This is a genomic window from Dehalococcoidia bacterium (genome assembly GCA_040902535.1).
Classification (GTDB): Bacteria; Chloroflexota; Dehalococcoidia; order DSTF01; family JACRBR01; genus JBBDXD01.
Window position 1 is genome coordinate 1 of the sequence record JBBDXD010000012.1, and the last position, 19,946, is coordinate 19,946.

The 19,946-nt window shown below is 65.3% G+C and carries 19 protein-coding genes and 1 tRNA gene; 8 read left to right on the forward strand and 12 right to left on the reverse strand.

What is annotated here, in order from left to right; translation table 11 throughout:
- Positions 1-91: 91 nt before the first annotated feature.
- The 4 genes from WEB52_05940 to WEB52_05955 form a co-directional block, all read right to left on the reverse strand.
- Entirely contained in the window at positions 92-748 is a 657-nt protein-coding gene (locus tag WEB52_05940; GenBank protein MEX2225973.1) for a hypothetical protein, read from the reverse strand.
- Between the two features lie 36 nt (positions 749-784).
- Entirely contained in the window at positions 785-1,585 is an 801-nt protein-coding gene (locus WEB52_05945) for an inositol monophosphatase family protein (GenBank protein MEX2225974.1), read from the reverse strand.
- 28 nt (positions 1,586-1,613) lie between these two features.
- Positions 1,614-2,309, reverse strand: a complete 696-nt coding sequence (locus tag WEB52_05950; GenBank protein ID MEX2225975.1) for a dienelactone hydrolase family protein — start codon at positions 2,307-2,309, stop codon at positions 1,614-1,616.
- Between the two features lie 83 nt (positions 2,310-2,392).
- Positions 2,393-2,468, reverse strand: a tRNA-Ala gene (locus tag WEB52_05955).
- Between the two features lie 551 nt (positions 2,469-3,019).
- Here WEB52_05955 and WEB52_05960 point away from each other — a divergent pair.
- Entirely contained in the window at positions 3,020-3,202 is a 183-nt protein-coding gene (locus tag WEB52_05960; protein ID MEX2225976.1) for a hypothetical protein, read from the forward strand.
- Here WEB52_05960 and WEB52_05965 read toward each other — a convergent pair.
- The 7 genes from WEB52_05965 to ffh form a co-directional block, all read right to left on the reverse strand.
- Positions 3,199-4,449 (reverse strand): RNA polymerase sigma factor, encoded by a 1,251-nt coding sequence (locus WEB52_05965; GenBank protein MEX2225977.1) that lies wholly within the window; start codon positions 4,447-4,449, stop codon positions 3,199-3,201. The genes WEB52_05960 and WEB52_05965 overlap by 4 nt on opposite strands.
- A gap of 53 nt (positions 4,450-4,502) precedes the next feature.
- Positions 4,503-4,889 carry a YciI family protein gene (locus WEB52_05970; protein MEX2225978.1) on the reverse strand — a complete coding sequence of 129 codons (387 nt, stop codon included), beginning with the start codon at positions 4,887-4,889 and terminating at the stop codon, positions 4,503-4,505.
- A gap of 30 nt (positions 4,890-4,919) precedes the next feature.
- Positions 4,920-5,339 (reverse strand): YciI family protein, encoded by a 420-nt coding sequence (locus tag WEB52_05975; GenBank protein ID MEX2225979.1) that lies wholly within the window; start codon positions 5,337-5,339, stop codon positions 4,920-4,922.
- A gap of 104 nt (positions 5,340-5,443) precedes the next feature.
- Positions 5,444-6,022 (reverse strand): ribosome maturation factor RimM, encoded by a 579-nt coding sequence (rimM, locus tag WEB52_05980; GenBank protein ID MEX2225980.1) that lies wholly within the window; start codon positions 6,020-6,022, stop codon positions 5,444-5,446.
- Between the two features lie 60 nt (positions 6,023-6,082).
- Positions 6,083-6,313 carry a KH domain-containing protein gene (locus WEB52_05985; protein MEX2225981.1) on the reverse strand — a complete coding sequence of 77 codons (231 nt, stop codon included), beginning with the start codon at positions 6,311-6,313 and terminating at the stop codon, positions 6,083-6,085.
- 5 nt (positions 6,314-6,318) lie between these two features.
- Positions 6,319-6,807: a 30S ribosomal protein S16 gene (gene rpsP, locus WEB52_05990; GenBank protein ID MEX2225982.1), complete on the reverse strand. Its 489-nt coding sequence runs from the start codon at positions 6,805-6,807 to the stop codon at positions 6,319-6,321.
- Between the two features lie 3 nt (positions 6,808-6,810).
- Positions 6,811-8,148 (reverse strand): signal recognition particle protein, encoded by a 1,338-nt coding sequence (ffh, locus tag WEB52_05995; GenBank protein MEX2225983.1) that lies wholly within the window; start codon positions 8,146-8,148, stop codon positions 6,811-6,813.
- Positions 8,149-8,359: 211 nt separating this feature from the next.
- Here ffh and WEB52_06000 point away from each other — a divergent pair, with 211 nt between their 5' ends.
- On the forward strand, positions 8,360-8,587 hold the full coding sequence (locus tag WEB52_06000) for a type II toxin-antitoxin system HicB family antitoxin (protein ID MEX2225984.1): 228 nt from the start codon (positions 8,360-8,362) through the stop codon (positions 8,585-8,587).
- Positions 8,588-8,671: 84 nt separating this feature from the next.
- Positions 8,672-8,800 carry a type II toxin-antitoxin system HicA family toxin gene (locus tag WEB52_06005; GenBank protein ID MEX2225985.1) on the forward strand — a complete coding sequence of 43 codons (129 nt, stop codon included), beginning with the start codon at positions 8,672-8,674 and terminating at the stop codon, positions 8,798-8,800.
- Positions 8,801-8,814: 14 nt separating this feature from the next.
- On the opposite strand, the gene WEB52_06010 is transcribed toward WEB52_06005, so the two are convergent.
- Positions 8,815-13,677, reverse strand: coding sequence for a DUF2298 domain-containing protein (locus WEB52_06010; GenBank protein MEX2225986.1), 4,863 nt, complete (start codon positions 13,675-13,677; stop codon positions 8,815-8,817).
- A 296-nt stretch (positions 13,678-13,973) separates the two neighbouring features.
- On the opposite strand from WEB52_06010, the gene WEB52_06015 reads away from it, so the two are divergent.
- The 5 genes from WEB52_06015 to tig are packed head-to-tail and all read left to right on the forward strand — an operon-like array spanning position 13,974 to position 19,937.
- On the forward strand, positions 13,974-15,653 hold the full coding sequence (locus WEB52_06015) for a peptide ABC transporter substrate-binding protein (protein ID MEX2225987.1): 1,680 nt from the start codon (positions 13,974-13,976) through the stop codon (positions 15,651-15,653).
- Positions 15,654-15,670: 17 nt separating this feature from the next.
- Positions 15,671-16,633 (forward strand): ABC transporter permease, encoded by a 963-nt coding sequence (locus WEB52_06020; GenBank protein ID MEX2225988.1) that lies wholly within the window; start codon positions 15,671-15,673, stop codon positions 16,631-16,633.
- The gene (locus WEB52_06025) at positions 16,630-17,679 is read left to right on the forward strand and encodes an ABC transporter permease (GenBank protein MEX2225989.1); all 1,050 of its coding nucleotides are present in this window, start codon (positions 16,630-16,632) and stop codon (positions 17,677-17,679) included. The genes WEB52_06020 and WEB52_06025 overlap by 4 nt, the downstream gene beginning before the upstream one ends.
- Complete coding sequence (locus WEB52_06030; protein ID MEX2225990.1) at positions 17,679-18,380, forward strand: hypothetical protein; 702 nt, start codon at positions 17,679-17,681, stop codon at positions 18,378-18,380. The genes WEB52_06025 and WEB52_06030 overlap by 1 nt, the downstream gene beginning before the upstream one ends.
- A 54-nt stretch (positions 18,381-18,434) precedes the next feature.
- The gene (tig, locus tag WEB52_06035) at positions 18,435-19,937 is read left to right on the forward strand and encodes a trigger factor (protein MEX2225991.1); all 1,503 of its coding nucleotides are present in this window, start codon (positions 18,435-18,437) and stop codon (positions 19,935-19,937) included.
- The last annotated feature ends 9 nt before the right edge of the window (positions 19,938-19,946 follow it).

Consider the following 19,946-nt stretch of genomic DNA (forward strand, 5'->3'; position numbering starts at 1 on the left):
CGCAACATCCAGCTTGGAAGGCTAGCGCTCTACCAATTGAGCTACCCCCGCTCGCGGTGCGTACGCACGGAGTATATCGAACCGCCGCGCGCTACTCCGATGCCGTCGGCGTGGCCTGCGGCTGCAGCGCGGCGGCGATCGCGTCTTCGAGGCGCAGCCAGTTCTCGGCGGCCCAGCCGCTGAAGCCGTCGCCGGCGATCCGCCACCACGTGAACGTCTCCGCTTCCTCCGGCCCCTCCTGGACGATCGCGCGCGTGCCATCGGGCATGCAGTTCGTTCGTTCTCCCGTCTGCGATGGATCCTGGCGGATGCTCAGGCAGTCGCCCTCGCCCAGGCCAATCACGATGACGCGGTCGCCGCCCTGCAGCGGCCAGGGAATGCCCGGAATCTCGCCCTGGCTGGGGTCGCGGTTCTGGACGGAGAGGATCTCCCAGCCGTCGGGCTTTTCTTCCAAGATCGCGAGCGCCGTCGGCTCGGAGAAGGTCGGGCCGAGAGCGAACGCCCGGCGTGTGCCGCGCTCGCCGATGAGCGTCGCACAAAGCTTGCCGACGTCGATGCCGTCCTTCGCTTCGTTGCAGTTGGGGATGAAGTTGATGTTGCGATTCGCGGCGACCCACTCGCCGAGGATTTGCTCGGGGCCCGGACGCTCCGGCGTCGGCGTCGCATCGGGCGTACCATCGCCGCCGCCGCACGCGGCGAGCAGGATCGAGACCGCCGCTAGCGATGCGAGAAGGTAAGTGCGAACCATGGGCGTCGTTGCTCCCTCACAAACCCCGCCCTGCTCCTACGCGTACCGGGACATGAAGTCGTCATGCACCAGTTTGCCGCCCGCTGCGAACGCTTTGCTCGTGAGCAGCATCGGACCGCCCGATCGGTCGGATGCCGCGCCACCGGCTTCGCGCACCAACAGCATACCAGCAGCAACGTCCCACGGTGCCACGTTGAGATGCGTGAACAAGTCAAGCCGTCCGCACGCCGCGTATGCAAACGCGAGCGCCGCGCTGCCGAGGATGCGGATCGACTGCACGTTCGGAAATATGTGTGACATGAGTTCGATTTGCCGGCTGCCGAGCGCGTCTTCGTAACCGAGATCGACGCCGATGATGCTCGATGCGACGTCGGGGCGATCGGACGCCGCGATCGGCTGCTCGTTCACGAATGCGCCCTGCCCGGTGATGCCCCAGAACGCCTCCTGGTGTACTGCGTCGAAGGTGATGCCGAGCACCGGTTCGGCATCGAAGCAGAGCGCGACGTTCGTACACCAGACGGGAATGCCCATCGAGTAATTCTTCGTGCCATCGATCGGATCGATCACCCACGTCCAGCCGGACGAGGGATCGGTGTCCGCGGCCGTCTCTTCGGAGAGGATCTTGTGCGGCGGAAACTCGAAGTGAAGGATGTCCTTGATCCGCAGTTCGACCTCGACGTCCGCCTCCGTGACGACGTTGCCACGCCCTTTCACCGCGACGGCGTGCGCGCCATGAAAGCGCCCGAGCGCGATCTCGCCTGCGGCGCGCACGCACTTCCACGCGACTTCGATCGCTTCGTCGCCGGACGTGCTTCGTGGCAGGGGCGGGTTTGTCATGCGATCGATGCTTCCAGCATTGGGCGGCCTAATTCGGGCTGATCGGCGGTGCGCACCCGGCGATCTCGACGAGCCACAACGCGAGCAGTTCCTCGAGATCGGACGCTGCTTGTGCGAGCGAGTGGCCTGCTTCGGCGTACAGCACGATCCGCTTCGGTTCCAATGCACGCGCATGGATGTCTTCGCTCGCTGCGTAGTCGAGGACGGTGTCGCGCATGCCGTGCACGAGCAACAGTGGCTTGCCGAGGCGCTCGACGGTGCGCGTGCCGAAGAGCTGCGGCGACAACGCGGCGACGCCGGCGACCGCTTCGGAAAGCTCACCCGCTTTCATCACGACAGCGCCGCCGAACGAGTGCCCCACAAGCGCAATCGGCCCTGCCCCGAGCCCACGCAGGAACGACACGCCGGCGAGCACATCGAGCACGCACTCCTCGAACTCGCCCGGAACGCGATAGTGCAGGCGCAGGCCGCTGAGTTGCGGCCGCAGGCGGTTCGCGAGCCGGCCGTAGATGTCGTTCGCGGGCCCCTCGAATCCGCCCATCGCGCCGCCGACGTAGATGGCCGCTCCGGGCGCCTCCGAGCACGAGTGCAATACGGCGCGAAGCTCGCCGCGCGTCGTCGCGATGAGGACGCGCAGGTTGCCATCAGGTTCGGGGTGCGCGGCAACCCCTTCGATCCCAAGCTCAAGGTCGCGTCCTTCGTCGGACGCCTGTTCATGCAACACGGCTCAGCTTACACGGGGGCGATGCGCAGACTGCGCGAACCAAGAAACGCCTCCGTCCGGGCGACGGAGGCGTTGGTGCCCGGTGGTGGAGATAGGGGGACTCGAACCCCCAACCTCCGCATTGCGAACGCGGCGCTCTCCCAATTGAGCTATATCCCCTTGACGCCGCCAGTATAGCGAGGCGACCTGTGACGGCTCAATCGAGGGCATCCGTGCGTTGAATATGCGCGCGATCGCGCATATTATCAGGGTTGGGGAGAGTCATTGCCGGAAGGGAAGCCGTTCTTCACGCTGTCGTGTATCGAAGTGCTGACGTGCGACGGGATCCAGCTGGAACAGGCGGAATCGGACTTCGCAGCCGGGGTAGACGTGGATCTGGCGGCGGGCCGGTGTTCCGTGCAGGACAATTGGGATTGTACGAATACCGCGAAGTCATCGCGTTCGGGCAACGTGATTTCGTGGTTGAGCAGGTGTGGGTTAGAGAGTGACGTAAGAGCATGGCAGCCAGAAAGGACCCCCGCACGCCGGCGAAGAGGCGTACATCGCGAAGGATCTCGATTCCTCTCAGCGAGAAGGGCATTGCGCGCACAGTGACCGACACGGAGAGCGACGTTATCCTTCACTACGCCGATGACGGTTCCCTCGTGCGGATCGAGGTCATATCTGGTCGCAGGAGGCCGCGGCCGCTGCCGTCACCTGAGAACATGTTTATGAGCCTCAAGAACGCCGCAGAACGGATCGGTACCCATCCTTCGACGGTTCGGCGGGCGGCGGGAAGCGGCATGCTGCGCGCGTTGCCTATCAATGGCCAGTGGATCACAACGCCGGTATGGCTTGAGGAGTACAAGAAGCGGCGCCGCGGGCCAGGGCGGCCGCGCAAGCAGCCTGGCTAGCCAGCATCATTCACTTCATGCAGGCGTCGCGTGAGATACGCGCGCTCGACGTCGTTCGTACACATCGAGAGCGCCGTGCGATACGCATCGGCTGCGTCATGCATGCGACCGGCACGGCGCAGCAAATCGGCGCGGGCGGCGTGAAACAGGTGATACTCTTGGAGTTCGCCGCGGATGGCGAGTTCATCGAGCAGCCAGAGTCCGTCAGCGGGCGACGTCGCCATTGCGACGGCGGCGGCGCGATTCAGTTCGATGATCGGCGTGGGATGCAGCGCGTACAGCTCATCGTACAGCGCGACGATCTGCGCCCAGTCGGTGTCCTGTGGCCGCACGGCAGCGCCGTGCACCGCTGCGATCGCTGCCTGAAGTTGATACGCCCCCGGACGCCGCATGCGCAACGCCCGTTCGACGAGCGCGACGCCTTCATCGATTTGCGCGCGGTGCCAGCGGCTGCGATCCTGCGCCTCGAGCACGACGAGCGCACCGTCGTCGTCGGTGCGGGCATCGCGGCGTGCGTCCTGGACCAGCATCAGCGCGAGCAGGCCGAGCGCCTCGGGTTCGTCGGGCATCAACTCCACGAGGAGCTTGCCGAGCCGGATCGCTTCGGCGCAGAGTTCGCGCCGGATCAGCGCCTCGCCTGCGGTAGCCGCGTAGCCCTCGTTGAAGACGAGGTAGATCACTGCGAGCACGCTCGATGTGCGCTCCGGGAGCATGTGGTCGGGCGGCACGCGATACGGGATCTTCGCATCGCGGATCTTGCGTTTCACGCGCACGATGCGTTGGGCCATGGTCTGCTCTGAGACCAGGAACGCGCGGGCGATCTCGGGCGTCGTCAGGCCGCACAGCGTGCGCAAGGTCAGGGCAATCTGCCCTTCGACGGCGATCGCGGGATGGCAGCACGTAAAGATGAGCCGTAGGCGATCGTCCACGACGCCCATGGTGGTCGTCTCCTCGCTCTGTCCCTGGGCATCCAGTTCGGCGATCGCCCGGATCTGCTCCTGCTTGTCCGCGAGCACCTGTTCGCGTCGGAGCCGGTCGATCGCCCTGCGGCGCGCGGTCGTCGTCAGCCAGGCTCCGGGGTTGTTGGGCACGCCGTCGCTAGGCCAGCGGTCGAGCGCGATGGCGAGCGCGTCTTGCAGCGCATCTTCGGCCACATCGAAGTCGCGGCACCAACGGATCAGCGTCGCGACGATGCGCCCCGACTCCTCGCGGACAATCCGATCGATCGTTTCGTGCAGGTCAGTCATATGGACGCTTGCAGCCTCGCTGGATGGTTGCGTCCAGTCTTGCACAGAGACCATCAGCCCGTCCCATCCGGCGCGTGCAGTCCGATTTTCTCGTCCCATCCCGCGATCTCGAAGACGGGGCGAATCTCGACGCACGCCTCGCGCGCCTGTGGAAGCGCCGCTGCATAGGCGATCGCCTGGTCCAGGTCCCGGCAGTCGAGAAGGTAGTAGCCGCCGAGCGCCTCCTTCGTCTCGGAGAACGGGCCGTCGGTCACCGTGGCGTTGTCACCGCGCACACGGACGGTTGTGGCGGTGGGCGTCAGGCGCAGCGGGCTCGCCGCAACGTATGCGCCGTCCGCGACAGTCCGGCGAGCAACTGCGATGTGCTCCTTGATGTTCTGTTCGCCGTGCGTCCGTTCCGGATCTGCCTCGTCCTGGTAGAGAAGGAGCATGTACTTCATTCGTAATCTCCTCGGGCGCAACGGCGCCGATCACGTCCGCACAACCTTCGGCGTTTCTCCTTCTTGCGACGCCGCCGGTTGCTGACGTAGTCCGATCGCTTCGTCCCAATCCGGTATCTCGAACAGCGGGCGGATCTCCACCGATCCGACGCGCGCGGGCGGGATGCGCGACGCATACGCGATGGCTTCGTCGAGGTCACGGCACTCCATGATGTAGTAGCCGCCGAGCGCCTCCTTTGTTTCGGCGAAGGGGCCATCGGACACGACGGTCCGGCCGTCGCGGACGCGCACCGTCGTCGCCTTCGAGGTGACTTCGAGGGCGTTGCATGCGACGTACGCGCCTTTCGCCACCGCCTCCCTGGCCAGTGCGATGTGCTCGGAAATGTTCTCCTCGCTCCCTTCGCGTTCCGGGAGCGATTCGTCCACGTACAGCAGGAACATGTAGCGCATCTCGTCCTCCAGTCAGGTCCGCAGTCCCCGAGCGATCACGCGGTCGAGGCGCGCGTTCAGTATGACGACGGCCGGATGATGCAGAAATCGACAGCGCGCAGACGTTATCGCCAGTCGGGCGGGTCGACGACCATGCGCTTCGCCTCGAGGTCGATCGATACGACGACGTCCTGCAGCGCTGGAATGAGGATCTCGCCATCGTCGGCCGTCCGGACGCGATAGACGTCGTTGGCGCCCGTTTCGAGCACCTCTTCGACCGTGCCCAGCGCGGCGCCGGCGCGGTCGAACACGGCGAGCCCGACGAGTTGGAACCGGTAAAACTCGCCTTCGGGCAGGGGCGGCAGGTCGCCCTCCGGCACCTGCACGATAGCCCCGCGAAAGTGCTCGATGGAGGAGCGGTCGGTGAAGCCCTTGAGGGTTAGGTAGACATAACCTTGTGCCTCTCGCGACCGCACAACGCTTACCGGCTGTGTGCCCAACCAGAGCTTCGAGCGGGGAGCGAAGCGCTTCGGGTTGTCGGAGAGGCTCTGGACTCGCAGTTCACCCTTGAGGCCGAAGGCACCCAGCACGCGGCCGACGGCAACGAATCCAGCATCGGGATCGCGCTGCGGTTTGGGTCGCGACGGCTGAGGTTCGTTCGCCGAGGGCGCCTCCGGCGGCGGCGAGGGTGCATGGCGAGGCACTGCGGCGCTGGATGTCGACTTGCTTCGAGGACGGCGTGTGGGCCGGGGCGGCAAGGCGCGTTAGTCGCCGATCTCGAGCGAGGCGTATTCGTTGTGGCGCACCGCGGACACCTTGAGCAGCGCGCGCATCGCCTGGGCGATCCGGCCGCCCTTGCCGATCACCTTGCCGTAATCGTCCTCGGCCACTTCCAGGCGGACGACGACACGGCCGCGTTCCTCCACCTCGGAGACCTTCACTTCGTCCGGCTTGTCAACGAGGGCCTTCGCAATGTACTCGACGAGTTCCTTCATCGAGCCTACGCCTCTGCTTCTTCCGCGGCCGCCTCTGGTTCCGCGGCAGACGCCTCTGGTTCCGTGGCCGCCTCTGGTTCCGCGGCCGCCTCTGGTTCCGCCGATGCCTGTGGTTCGGCGGCTGGTTCCTCTGGCGCGGCAGGCGCTTCGGCGACGGCTGCAGCCGATTCCGCAGGCGCGGCTGCTGCGGGCGCCGCGGCTTCTGGGTCTGGCGCCGGCTTCTCCTGCTTTGCCTTCGGCGTGAACTTCGGCGGCTCGCACAGCCCTCGCTCGGACAGGATCTTGGCGGCGCGGTCCGAGGGCACGGCGCCCTTGCCGATCCACTCGCGCACCCGCTCTTCCTTGACCGTGATGGTTGCCGGCTGCGTCAGCGGGTTGTACGTGCCGACGGTCTCGATGAACGCGCCGTCACGCGGCGAGTGCGAGTCCGCGACCACGAGACGGTAGTTCGGCTGCTTCTTCTTGCCTACGCGGCGAAGTCGGATTCTGAGCACTGCTTACCTTCCTCCGAGGCCCCCGAAGATGTTCAGGAAGCCAGAACGATTGCCGGCGAAGGTCTGCATGATCTTCTTCGCCTCTTTCCACTGGTTGAGAAGCTGGTTCACCTCTTGCGGCGTCGTGCCGCTGCCCTTCGCGATCCGGCGCTTGCGGCTGCCGTTGATCGTCTCGGGATGGCGGCGCTCCTCCGGCGTCATAGAGTACACGACGGATTCGGCCTTGTTCCAGAAGGTGTCGTCGAACGAGTCGACTTTCATCTGTCGCTTGACCTGCGACATGCCCGGGATCATGTCGACGATCTGGTTCAGCGGCCCCATCTTCTTGATGCGCTGGAACTGCGTGATGAAGTCCTCCAGGTCGAGGCTCTTGGATTTCATCTTCTTTTCGATGGCGTCGACGTCTTGCTCGCTGATCGCTTCCTTCGCGCGCTCGATCAGCCCGAGCATGTCGCCCATGCCCAGAATCCGCGAAGCGAAGCGGTCGGGGTAGAACGTCTCCAGCGCGTCGGCCTTTTCGCCGGTGCCCATGAACTTCACGGGCAGCCCGCTCACGGCGCGGATCGAGAGCACGGCGCCGCCACGCGCGTCGCCGTCCATCTTCGAGACGACGATGCCGGTGACGCCGAGCTGGTCGTGGAACTCCTGCGCCACGTTCACGGCTTCCTGGCCGGTCATCGCATCCACGACGAGGATGATCTCGTCCGGCTTCAGCGCCGTGCGCATGGCCGAGACCTCATCCATCATCTCGCCGTCGATCGTCGAGCGGCCCGCCGTGTCGACGATGATCACGCTCGCGCCCTGGCGCTGCGCCTCCTTGAGCGATGCGGTGCACAGGTCGGTGAGCTTCTGGCCTTCGTCGCCGGCGTACACGTACATGTTGAGCTGGCGCGCGAGCGACTTCAGTTGTTCGCTGCCGGCGACACGATAGGGGTCGGCCGCGACGAGCATCGGCTTCTGGCCATTCTTGCGCAGGTGGAGGGCGAGCTTGGCGGCGGTCGTCGTCTTGCCGGAGCCCTTGAGCCCGACGAGCATGATCACCGTCGGCTTCGACGAAAGATTCAGGTGCGACTCACTGCCGCCCAGGATGTTCACCAGCTCATCGCTGACGATGCTGATGACCTGCTGGGGGCCGGTCAGGCTCTGCAGCACCTCGCTCCCAAGAGCCCGCTCGCGCACCGACGCGATGAACTGACGGACCACCTTGAAGTTGACGTCCGCTTCGAGCAGCGCGATGCGGACCTCGCGCATTGCGTCGTCGAGGTCCTTTTCGCTGATGGTGCCGTGTGATCCGAGCTTCTGGAAGACGCCAGAAAGCTTGTCGGAGAGGGCTTCAAGCATAGATGGGGCATTGTATCAGGTTGGACGCGGGCGGCCTGGTCGCCGGACGGCGAATGGCTGGCGTACGTCGGCGATGACGGCACGTTGCGCGTGCTGAACGTCGATTCAGGTGGAATCGTCAGGCTGCCCATTGAGGGCGATCAGGTGCATTGGGTTCCGTAGTGTCATCGCACGTTGAGGCGATACCATGAGGAGACGCCGGAGGGACCTGATGGCCGATACTCGACAGCTGACAGCCGTTATCCACCGCGAAGGCGACTGCTACGTGGCGCTTTGCCCCGAACTTGACGTCGTGAGTCAGGGGATCACTATCGACGAGGCGCGACGCAATCTCATCGAAGCACTTGAGCTTTTCTTTGAAGGTGCCTCACAGCAAGAGATCGACCGTCGGCTCGACTCAGAATTCTACGTTACGAGCGTTAGCATCGCAGTTGGCTAAGCTCCGCGTTCTCTCGGGTGAACAGATTTGCCGCATACTTGAGAGCGTCGGATTCCTTCGCGTCAGACAACGTGGCAGTCACGTATGCTGCAAAGAAGACTCGAGAATGACACCGTAACGGTGGTCGTGCCGAACCACAGCACGATAGCGACTGGCACGTTGTTGTCCATCATTCGACAGGCGGGTGTCGAGCGTACACTCTTCGAAGCGTGAGTTCCATCGACGCATCAGCGCCGGGCAGCCTGCAACTCATCCTCTGAAATGACGTGCCAGATCTGCACCGCCGGGTTTTCGTACGCAAGCTCCAGGCGGCCGCCGATGCCGTTCTGGAACTTCGCGAGCCCCGAGTCCTCGTAGTACGCCCGCTCGACGCTGCCGACGATCACCCATTCGACGTCGTATTTGTCGATCAGCTCTCGTGCGCGCGCCATGTTGGTCGTGGAGTAGAACTCCTTCACATCGGCCTGGCGCACGGCCACGACCTGTGCCGCGAGCCTGGCGCGTTGTTGCGTCTGGTGCCAATCCCATCCCGCGACCGTCGGCAGGCCCGTGTACATGGAGATGCGGCTGCCGAGCCGATAGAACGGCGTGACGGCTTCGATCGTGGTCGGTGAACCTTCGACGTGTTCGCGCAGCCAGTAGATCGCGTCGCGTTCGTACGACAGCTCGTGTTCCGCCGCTACGCCGGTCGCCTCGACCTGTTCCCTGTATACCGCGTCGTCCATGTACGCCATGCCGTTGTTCGAGGTGCCGAGCGCCGGGTTGAAGCGTTCGTGGAAGCGCGCGCGCGAACCGACGTACGGGAACACCAGCGCGCAGACCACGAGCAGCACCGCGAACGATGCGAATGCGTAGCGCGGCACGCGCACCAGCGACGCGTCGATGCGCGAGGCGCGACGCAGGAAGGCTTCCTGCGGTCGCATGACGCCGAAGAGATACCACGCGCTGAACGCGCCGACGACGCCCCAGAGCATCCAGACGTGGAGGTAGAACTTGAACACGGTGTTCATGCGGCCGATATCGCCGTCGAGCGTGATCGTCTCGACGCCGCCGCTAAGGCCGAAGCCGAGCGCGGCCATCGCGTAGACGAACAGCAGGATCGGGGCGGTCGGCGTCGGGCTGCGCACTTCGCGCCACGCGACCAGTGCCACGGTGACGAGCCCCACGGCAGCCAGCGCGATGACACCCCAGCGTTGTACCGTCGCCGCGCCGATGAGCAACGACGCGGCGACAAGCAGCGAGAGGATCACCGGGGCGGTTTCGACGGGCTGGCGCCTTCGCGCAGAGCCGAAGAAGATCGCCCGCACGGCGTTGTTGCGCGTGACGACGCGGTTGAGCGCGAACACGAGGAACCCGCTCATCAGGAACAGCAGCAGCCCGAAGTGACTCAGGTAGTCGCCCAGCGCGGACGTCTGCGTCGACTGCTCGAAGCCGGAGTAGAACATGTCGTAGTTCTTCGCAAACGGCGCGAAGAAGGCGAACGACAGCGCCGCCATGACCAGGCCCTTGAGCAGGCCGATCGAGAGCGTCTTGAGCGTGAACTCCCCGTCCTTCGCGCGCTCGCCGACGATCAATGCGGCGGCCGCGAGCAGCAGGAACGGCGGGTAGTCCCAGGAGTTGATCCAGCGCAGCGCGCCGACGACGAGTCCCAGCAACACGACCATCGCCCAACTCATCATCTCGCGGCTGCCCATGAACGAACGAAGGCCCGCGGATGCCCGCGATACCGGGTTGAGACGCGTGAAGTTCAACACGGCCGCCAGCGCGATGCCGGCGACCGTCATCGAAAACGGGATCGCCATCAAGTGCGCGTGCAGGTCGGCAAACAGGAACGTCCAGAACGGAAACTCCGTGATCGGCAGGACTTCGCTTGAGTCGCTCACGCGCACCGCGCGGCTGGGCTCCCACCAGTTGTAGCCGTACACGACCTGACGCACGGTCGCATCGCCGAAAATGATCTCCTTGAAGCCCCCCACGAGCGTCACGATGCCGCCGACCACGGGGATATCGCTGTGCCACGGGCTGATGCGCGTCATGTTGTTGTTGAGTTCGTCGACGGCGCGCAGGTTGCCGGAGAACAGCACCAGGAAAACGCCGCCGAGCCCCGCGAAGATCGGACCGAGCGGATTGATCGGCAGGCCGCCGGGCCGCCGTCGCATGAGCCGCCGCGTCGCTTCGGCCAGGTTGTAGGTGACGGAGAACGTCGCGGCCGCCGAGAGCGCCCAGAACATCGGCACGATCAGGTTGTACGCCACCTCCGGCACGATGCCCGTAAGCTTCGTCACCGTCGCGCCGATGAACTGGCCGTAGTAGTAGTAGTTCAGGTAGCCGCCGGCGTTCCACGGGTCGATCGGCCCCTGCGTGAGGTCCGTCGTCTTGATGACGCCGATCAGGTACGTCAGGTCCATCGGCTTCTCGCCGCCCCGCGACGGATGCCACAGGTCGGGGTTCTGGATGCGTATCCAGTACGTCAGCGCGAAGATCACGAGGAAGAACGCCTCGGCGAAGACCAGGAAGCGCCAGCGCTCACGCACCCAGGCGATCAACGGCTCGCGCCATATGTACGCCGTTGCGGCGCCGACGGCGATCAGCACGCCGAGCGCGACGGCGATCTCGGCGCGCGTGTAATCGATGCCGGCGAAGGCCGCGGGCGCGTATGCCATGTATGCGAGCGCGAATACGCCGAGCGGCTTCGTAAGCAGAAATCCGCGATCGGGGAGCGCGCGAAACAGCATGAACGCGAGCGGGACCAGCGCGAACGCCGCCAGTTCGATCGTAAGCACCCAGACGAGCAACGGGTGGTCGTTCGCGAAGCTGTCCGCGTCGAAGATGTCGCTCCACGTGCCGCCCGCCTTCTGTTCGGCTGCGACATCGGGCGTGAACTGCACCCCGTTTGTGCCGGCGTAGCCGGGCAGCAGCGAAAGGCCGGAGACGAAGGCGTCGGCGCCGAGCACCTCGCGCGCCCGCTGCGACGAGTAAACGCCGGTCTTCTCGTAGACGACGACCTTCGGGTGGTCGTAGACCGAGAACGACTCTTCCGCGCCCGTGTCATCGAACTCGATGCCGAAGACCTCGGGATATGAGGTGAATTCCTCGGCCTTCCGGAAACCGAGTTCGCCGGACTCCAGCGCCTCGTAGTAGCGCGTCGTGATTGGCCAGACGGCCGGCGCGCGCGTGATCGTGCCCGAAAGCCGCGCGCTGCTCAGAGCGATGTAATCGACCTGGTCGATGTTCGCGAGGAGCGCTTCTACCTTCTCGGGCGTGTCTGTCTCGTAGTTATTGAACGTGACGTGCTCGTACTCGCGGACCTCGACGCCCGGCACGCCGTAGGGCACCTGGTCGTCCCAGTGCTCGTGCCCGATTGTCGAGCCCGCGGGCACGTTTTCGAACATCCAGCGCGACGCTTCGACGCGCGTCACGTCGCTGCGATAGATGTTGTAGAACGCGAAGCCCGCAAGCAGCGTCATGACAGCGACGATCGTCACGGCGGCGCGCGTGACGTATGGGAGCGCGGGCTTCGCCGGCTCGAGCCGCGCGCCAAGGCGTCCCAACGATCCGAACGGATCCTTCGAGACGCCCCACTCGGCCGTCTTGAAGAGCAGCGCCGCGGCGAATACGGCGAGCACCGGGTAGAGCGGCAGGAAGTAGCGCATGTACAGCGAAAACTGCGCGCCCATGAAGATGAAGTAGCCGACGATCCACGCGAGCGGCACGAGCCAGACGCCCGCGCGTCGCCGGATCGCGTACACCGCCGCGAAGGCGACGCCGAGCCACGCGACGATGCCGAGCGCCGGCCCCATGCCCCAGGCGATCATCTGCTGCGCGGGCCAAACCCAGCCGGTGCGGCCGATCCACTGCACGTTCGGCGGGAATGCGGCGTCCCCGCTCAGCAGGTTCTGTTGGTCGACCTGGTCGCCGATCCAGTGCTGATTCATGATGTCCGGGTACACCGTGGGCATGCGCCACAACTGGCCCGTCCGCAACGAGAAGAAGTCGCCGAGATTCGGCGCATTGAACGCGTACGGCATCGCGATGCGGAACGCGATGAAGCCCGCCAGCAACGCCACGAGCGACCCGAGCACGATCGTCGCGACGGATCGGTCGAGCGCCGGGCCGTCCTGTTGCGGTTGGTAGGGCCGGCTGTCGCCCTTCCACCATCCCGCGATGAAGGGCTTGATGCCTGGCCACGCATACACGCCGATCGCGAGCACGACGACGGGCAACAGCGAAACAGCCGTGATCTTGCACGCCGCGGCAAGACCGGCGCCGGCGCCGGCGATCGCGAAGTTGCGATAACCGCCGTCGAGGGCGCTGCGGATGGCGTAATACACCGTCAGCGTCGCGAAGAACGTCACGTACGGGTCGACGATGTAAAAGTGCGTGTTCTGTATCGGGAACGGCGCGACGGCGTACAGGAACGACGCCAGCAGCCCGGTGTTCGTATTCATCAGCCGCCGGCCGATGAGGAAGATGAAGACGATCGTCCCCAGGTCGAACAGCCCGGCGAGCACGCGGCCGACGAGGTGCCCCTCGTAACCGCCATCGAAGATCAGCCGGCCGCCGTCCCGTTCGAGGTCAAAGCCGACGGCGGAGATGGCGCCGCGCACGACCTTCGCATGCCAGGGGCTCGTGTATACGGTCTCGCCGTCGCTGTTCGTGCGCTGGTCTTCGTCGAGCCATTCGCCGACGGTCTTGGTGATGAAGAGCGGGAGCGTGCCGTAGACGAACGTCGTCTGGCGCTCGCCGTTGGCGCGTTCGATGTTGTACGGGTTCAGCCCCGACGTTTCCGTATCGAAATAGTTCGCGGGGCTCGATGGGAACGACGTGTCATTGGTGATCTGGGCGAGGAAACGCTCGTCGGGGTGCAGGTGGCCGCTGCTCGTGCCGGCGCCGGGCGAGTCCCAGTTGATGTGCGTGAAGCGAAGGAACGACGCGAGCGCAAGGATCGCCACCAGCGTGGCGATCGCCAGCACGCGTGCCCAATCGATCGATGCGGTGGCGATGCCGATCTGAGGGAGGAAGCGGGGAGACGCCTGCGCCGGCGCGGCGGACGACGAATCGTGGTGCAACGGCGAGGTCTGTTCGCTCATACCTTCATGTTCGTCGGGAGTTGGATTCCGGCTGCCGCCGAGTGCACGGCATCATAGCAGAACCACGTTTCGTTATGTCGGCATCGTGCGCCCGTGACCGCGCCCGGCGCGATGCGTGTTCTCGTAGGGCTACGCCGCTGAATCGGCGCCGGATTCGCCTTGCATCGGGGATCGCCCGCAGTCCGCGCGGCCCGTGCATGCCCCACACTCCAACGAGCGCCTCAATGCGGGCGAAATTAGCCTCTGTTATCATCCGTAGCGCTGCGGGAGGATGGCGGGGAAGTGAGGGAGAACCGATGAGCAACAGGCTCACCCTGGGCATTGTGGGCGTCGCGGCGGTCCTCGTCCTCGCGCTCGCCGGCTTTCTCGTCCTGGTCGTCGCCGGCGGCGATGACGATGATGACGGCTCGACGACCAGCGGCCAAAACGGCGAAGAACCCGGCAACGACGACGGAGATGGCGACGACGACGGAGACGATAGCGAGCCCGCATCGGGCGAACTGCGGCTGCGCGGCGAGGATCCGCTCGTCCTCGATCCGGCCATCGCGCAGGATGCCGGCTCGGCGAACTACATCGTCGAGATCTTCTCCGGTCTCGTCCGCCTTGACACCAACCTCGACGTGCAGCCAGACGTTGCTGAGCGCTATGAGACCAGCGACGACGGCACCGTCTATACCTTCCACCTGCACCCGAGTGCGAGCTTCCAGGACGGCCGGCCGGTACTCGCCGAAGACGTAAAGTATTCCTTCGAACGCGCGCTCAACCCGGATACCGGGTCGATCGTCGCAGAAAACTTTCTCGGCGATATCGTCGGCGCGCGCGACGTCTCGCGCGGGCGCGCGACGGAACTCAGCGGACTGCGCGTCGTGGACGATGCGACAGTCGAGATCACGATCGATGCGCCCAAGCCGTACTTCATCTACAAGCTGACTTACCCGACGGCGTTCATCGTTGACGAGCGGCAGATCACGGCGAATCCGAGCCGCTGGACGCAGAAGCCCAACGGCACCGGCCCCTACGAACTCGGTGAGTGGCGGCTGGGCGAGCGTATCGTCCTGCAGGCGTACGAGCGGCATCACCTGGGCCCGCCGAAGCTCAAGACGGTGCGTTTCGAGCTCTCCGGCGGTTCGTCGCTCGTGGCGTACCAGGACGGCGATATCGACGTTACCGGCATCGGGCTCGACGACCTGTCGCGCATCCAGGATCCCGGCGACCCGCTTCATGCCGAGTACGTCGAGACGACGCAACAGCTCATCGACTACATCGGCTTCAACGTAAACGTGCCGCCGTTCGACGACCCCGACGTGCGCCGGGCGTTCGCGCTTGCCATCGACCGCCAGAAGATCGCGGAAGTGATCTTGGAGGATGCGATTCCAGTGGCGAACGGGATCATTCCTCCGGGCGTGCCGGGTCACACCGACGAGGACAAGACGTTCCCGTACGATCCGGAGCGCGCCCGCCAACTCATCGCGGGATCGCAGTACGGAAATGACTTGCCGGAGATCACACTCGCCGAAAGCGGCGCCGGCGCCACTGTCGGCCCTACCACCGAAGCGATCGTGCAGATGTGGCGCGACGAACTGGGTGTCGACGTACGTATCCAGCACGCGGAGAGCGGGACGTTCTTCAGTGATGTAGACCAGGGCCGCTACCAGATGTTCCACCTGGGCTGGATCATGGACTACCCGGATCCTGAGAACGTGCTCGACCTGCTCTTCCACGGCGAAAGCAGGCAGAATAACACGCGATACGACAACCCGGACGTCAACGCGAAGCTGGAGCAAGCGCGTGTCGAACAGGACAGCGAGGCGCGCTTGCGTCTCTACCAGGAAGTCGAGCGGACGTTGATCGAGGACGCCGCGTGGGTGCCGTTGTTCTTCGACCGGTCGTACATCCTGGTAAAGCCGTACGTGCAGGGCTTCACGCTGCCGCCAACGGTCGTCGAACGATTCCGCGACGTGGAAGTCAACCGATAACGACAGGACGGTAGGTCATGGAAGGGTTAGCCGGCTACGTCCTGCGTCGCCTGCTGTTTCTTCCGATCACGCTCCTCATCGTCTCGTTCGCGACGTTCTACATCACACGCTGGGGCCCCGGCGACCCCGTGCGTGTGTACGCCGATGCTGGTTACAGCGATCCCGAAGCGCTCGACCGTGTGCGCGACAAGTACGGCCTCGATGAGCCAATCATCGTGCAGTACGGCGTCTGGCTGGAAGACATCGTCACCGAAGGCGATATGGGCGTCAGCTTGCGCTATCGCGATCGCCCCGTCACCGAGATCATCGGCCCCAAGATCTGGGTGTCGATGCAACTCGGGCTCTGGGCGTTCATCCTCACGTTCCTGGTCGGCATTCCGGCAGGCGTGTACGCGGCGGTCCGCCAGGGGACGTGGCGCGACCCGACGCTGATCAGCTTCTTTCTGTTCTTCCAGTCGATCCCCGTGCTCGTGTCGGTGCCGGTATTGGTGTTGGTGTTTGCCGCAAAGCTCCACTGGCTGCCCGCGGGCGGGTTCGACGGCTTGTTTTCGAAGTCCATCATTATTCCCACGCTCGCGCTGTCGCTGCCGGGGATCGCCGGCGTTGCGCGGCTCGCTCGCGCGGCGACGCTCGGCACCCTGCACGAGGACTTCGTGCGCACGGCGCGCGCGAAAGGGCTCGGCGAGCCGGTCGTGATCTCCCGCCACGTCGCACGCAACTCGCTGGTGCCCGTGATGACGACTGTCATTGGACTGTCGCTCGTCGGTCTTGTCGAAGGAGCGATCATCACCGAGACGTTGCTCGGCATCCCGGGCATCGGGCGATTCGTCTTCGAGTCTGTGAACGGCCGCGACTACAACGTGATCATGGCGATCGTCGTGCTGATCACGACGCTGTTCGTGCTCGCCAACCTGCTCGTCGACCTGTTGTTGCTCGTCATCGATCCGCGCATCAGGGCGTCGAGGAGCGAGCTGGGATGACGTCAACCACCCACGACGACATCCTGCTGGCCGACACGCAGGTCCGCTTGGTGCAAGGCGAAAGTCCGGGCCGCCGCACGTTCAGGCGGCTGATGCGGAAACGCGTCGCTGTCGTGTGCCTGGCCGTCATCCTGGCGATCTACACGTTGGGCATTCTCGCGCCGTGGATCGCGCCGTACGGCTATTCGGAGCAGAACCTGGACGCGTCGTTCGAGGGCCCATCGTGGGACCATTGGCTCGGTACGGACCGCAACGGCCGCGACACGTTGAGCCGCAACCTCTTCGCTGCGCGCACCACGGTCATCGTCACCATCGCGACGGTTGCCACGGGCAGCGTGTTGTTGCCGCTCTCGCTGGGACTGCTGGCGGGCTATCGCGGCGGCTGGGTGGACGGCGCCATCAACCGCGTCGGCGAGATCCTGGCGTCGCTGCCGGGCTTGCCGATGCTCGTGCTGATTTCCGTCACGCTCCGGCCGAAGGTCAGTGGCTGGCTGGAAAACGCCGAGACCATCTTCATCGCCGACTGGATGACGCCCGGGATGAAGTTGCTGCGCCTCTGCGGTACGGCGGACGCGATCTCCAACTGCGACAATCCGCTCACGGACTCCGCCTTCGACGACTACTTCCTGATCTTCTTCGTGCTGTCGCTGTTCGGCTGGGTCGGCGGTATGCGGCTGATCCGCGCGCAGACCCTGACGCTGCGCAACTCGGAGTACGTGATCGCGGCGCGCGCCAGCGGCGCTTCGACGGCGCGCATTCTGTACCGCCACCTGCTGCCGAACACGCTGCCGCTGATCATCGTCGGCATCTCCGCCGGATTGGGCGCCGTCGCCGGATCCGAGATCGCGCTCACGTTCCTCGGGGTCGGCATCCAGCCGCCGGGCGCGAGCTTCGGGGCGCTGATCACCGAAGGCGCCAGCCGTATCGCGCTGGAGAACCATCCTGAACTGCTGCTCGTCCCCGCGACCATCGTCGCGTTGCTGATTTTCGCGTTTAATCTGCTGGGCGATGCCGTCAACGACGTCATCACACCCGGAGCACGATGATGCTCGAGCACCTCGATGCCCGCGCGCACCGAGAGTTCAGCGATTTCACGTTCCGGACGCTGCCCTCGGCTGATCTGGTCGCCGCCGACATCGATGTGATCATGGCGCTGTTCGAGGCGAACTACCGCGAAGCCAACCGCGCGTACCTCGAACGATCGCTCGGCAAGCTCAAATACACGACGATCGCGACGCACGCCCGCACGCCCGCAGCCTTCGCGCTCGGCGAGGCGCGCGTGATCGATCTGCCGCGTCTTCCGGCGCAAATCGTCACGCTCGCCGGCATCTGCTGCGTATCGCCGCGATTCCGGCGTCGCGGCTTGTTCGCGGAAGTCGAAGCGAGATCGATTCGCGCCAGCGACGTCGCGCTGCCTCCCGGCCGCCGCTTCCTGACCTGCGGCCGGATGGCGCATCCGGCGTCCTTTCGGCTCATGGCGCGCAATCCTGCTGTCGTCCCCAGGCCGGGCGCCGCGCCGACGGAATGGCACCAGGCCGTCGGCATCGCCATCGCCGGGGCGTACGGTGTGCCCGAGTTCGATGCGCAGACGTTCGTGTGCAAGGGCACCGGCGTGCCGATCGGCTATCCCGTGATGGAGGTGGACGCGACGCCCGAAGAGTGGGAGATGTTCCGTTACGTCGACCGATCGCGCGGCGACTCGCTGCTCGGCATCGCCTGGGCGCCCGACGCGCCGGAAGGGTGGTAGGCGCATCGCTGTCAGCGGAAACCCCTTGCTATACTTTCCACTGCGACGAACATCATGGCAACCACGTTCCCGGCGGCGCTGCAGAGCGCCGCGACGTTTCCCGGTGGCCCGCAGCGCGTCGCAGAGGTTGGCGCACGCTTGAAGATTTCGACCGAGAAGATCCCCGACTCACAGGTGGTCATGACCATCGAGGTTGAGGCGGAGCGGCTGGACAAGGCCCGCGACAAGGCCGTCCGTAAGCTCTCACCGAAGGCGAAGGTGCCGGGATTTCGCCCCGGCAAGGCGCCGCCGGCGATGGTCCGCCGCTACTTCGGCGAGGAACGCATCCTCGACGAGGCGCTCGATGACCTGGTGCCCGACCTGTACCGCGAGGCGATCGAACACGACGAGAGCATCGTCCCGATCGCCCGCCCGCAGCTTGTCGTGGAGACCACCGAGCCGCTCGTCGTGAAGGCGACGATCCCGGTGCGCCCGACGATCGAGCTGGGCGACTACAAGTCCGTGCGCGTCAAGACGGAGGACGTCTCCGTCGAAGAGTCACGCGTCGAAGACACGCTCGTCGCACTCCAGCGACGCGCGTCCACGCTCGAGCCCGTCGATCGCGAGGTCGGATGGCGTGACGTCGTCCGCATCGACGTCAGGGCGACCGTCGACGGCGAGACGCTGATCGAGCCGCAGGAAGCCGAAGTCCAACTGGTCGAGGATCGCGACATCCTGTTCGAGGGCTTCGAGGAGGCCGTGCTCGGCAAGAAGAAGGGCGATGAGGTCGAGTTCGACCTCGCCGTCCCCGAGAGTCTGCCCAACGAGAAGTTCGCCGGCACCACGGCGCACTTCACCGTGAAGATGCTCGAGACGAAGGAAGAGGTGCTGCCGGCGCTCGACGAGGAGTTCACGAAGGCCGTCGGTGAGGGCTACGAGAGCATCGATGCGCTCCGTGTGCGTATCCGCGAGGACATCGAGCGCGTCGAGCAGGAGCAGATCACGAACCGCTACCACGACGAGATCCTCGGCGAACTCACCGAACGCGCTACGATCGAGTATCCGCCCGTAATGGTCGAGGCGGAGGCGGAGCGCCTGCTGCACGACCAGGCCGGGCGCGTCGAGCACGGGCCGGAGATGGACCGCTACCTTGCGTCCATCGGGAAGACCGAGGAAGAAGTCCGCGAAGAACTGCGTCCGATCGCGGAGACACGCCTAAGGCGATCGCTGGTGCTGTCGCAGGTCGCCGAAGCCGAGCATATAGAGGCATCCGACACGGATATCGATGCGGAGATCGAAGCGATGACGGCGTCGGCGGGACCGCAGGGCGAGCAGTTGCGCCAGCTCTTCGACAGCGAGAACGGGCGCGACACGATCCGGCGAAACCTGGTGACGCGTAAGACGCTGGAGCGCCTGGTCGAGATCGCGACGCAGGACGGCGCCAGCGCCGCACCGACGGCGGAGCAAGAGCAACCGGCCGCGAAGAAGCGAACGAGGAAGCCAAAATCGAAGGCCGCGACGCCGGCAAAGGCCGGTGCCGAAGCACCGGCGGAGACGAAAGAAGTTCCCGGGGAGTAACCGGAGCCG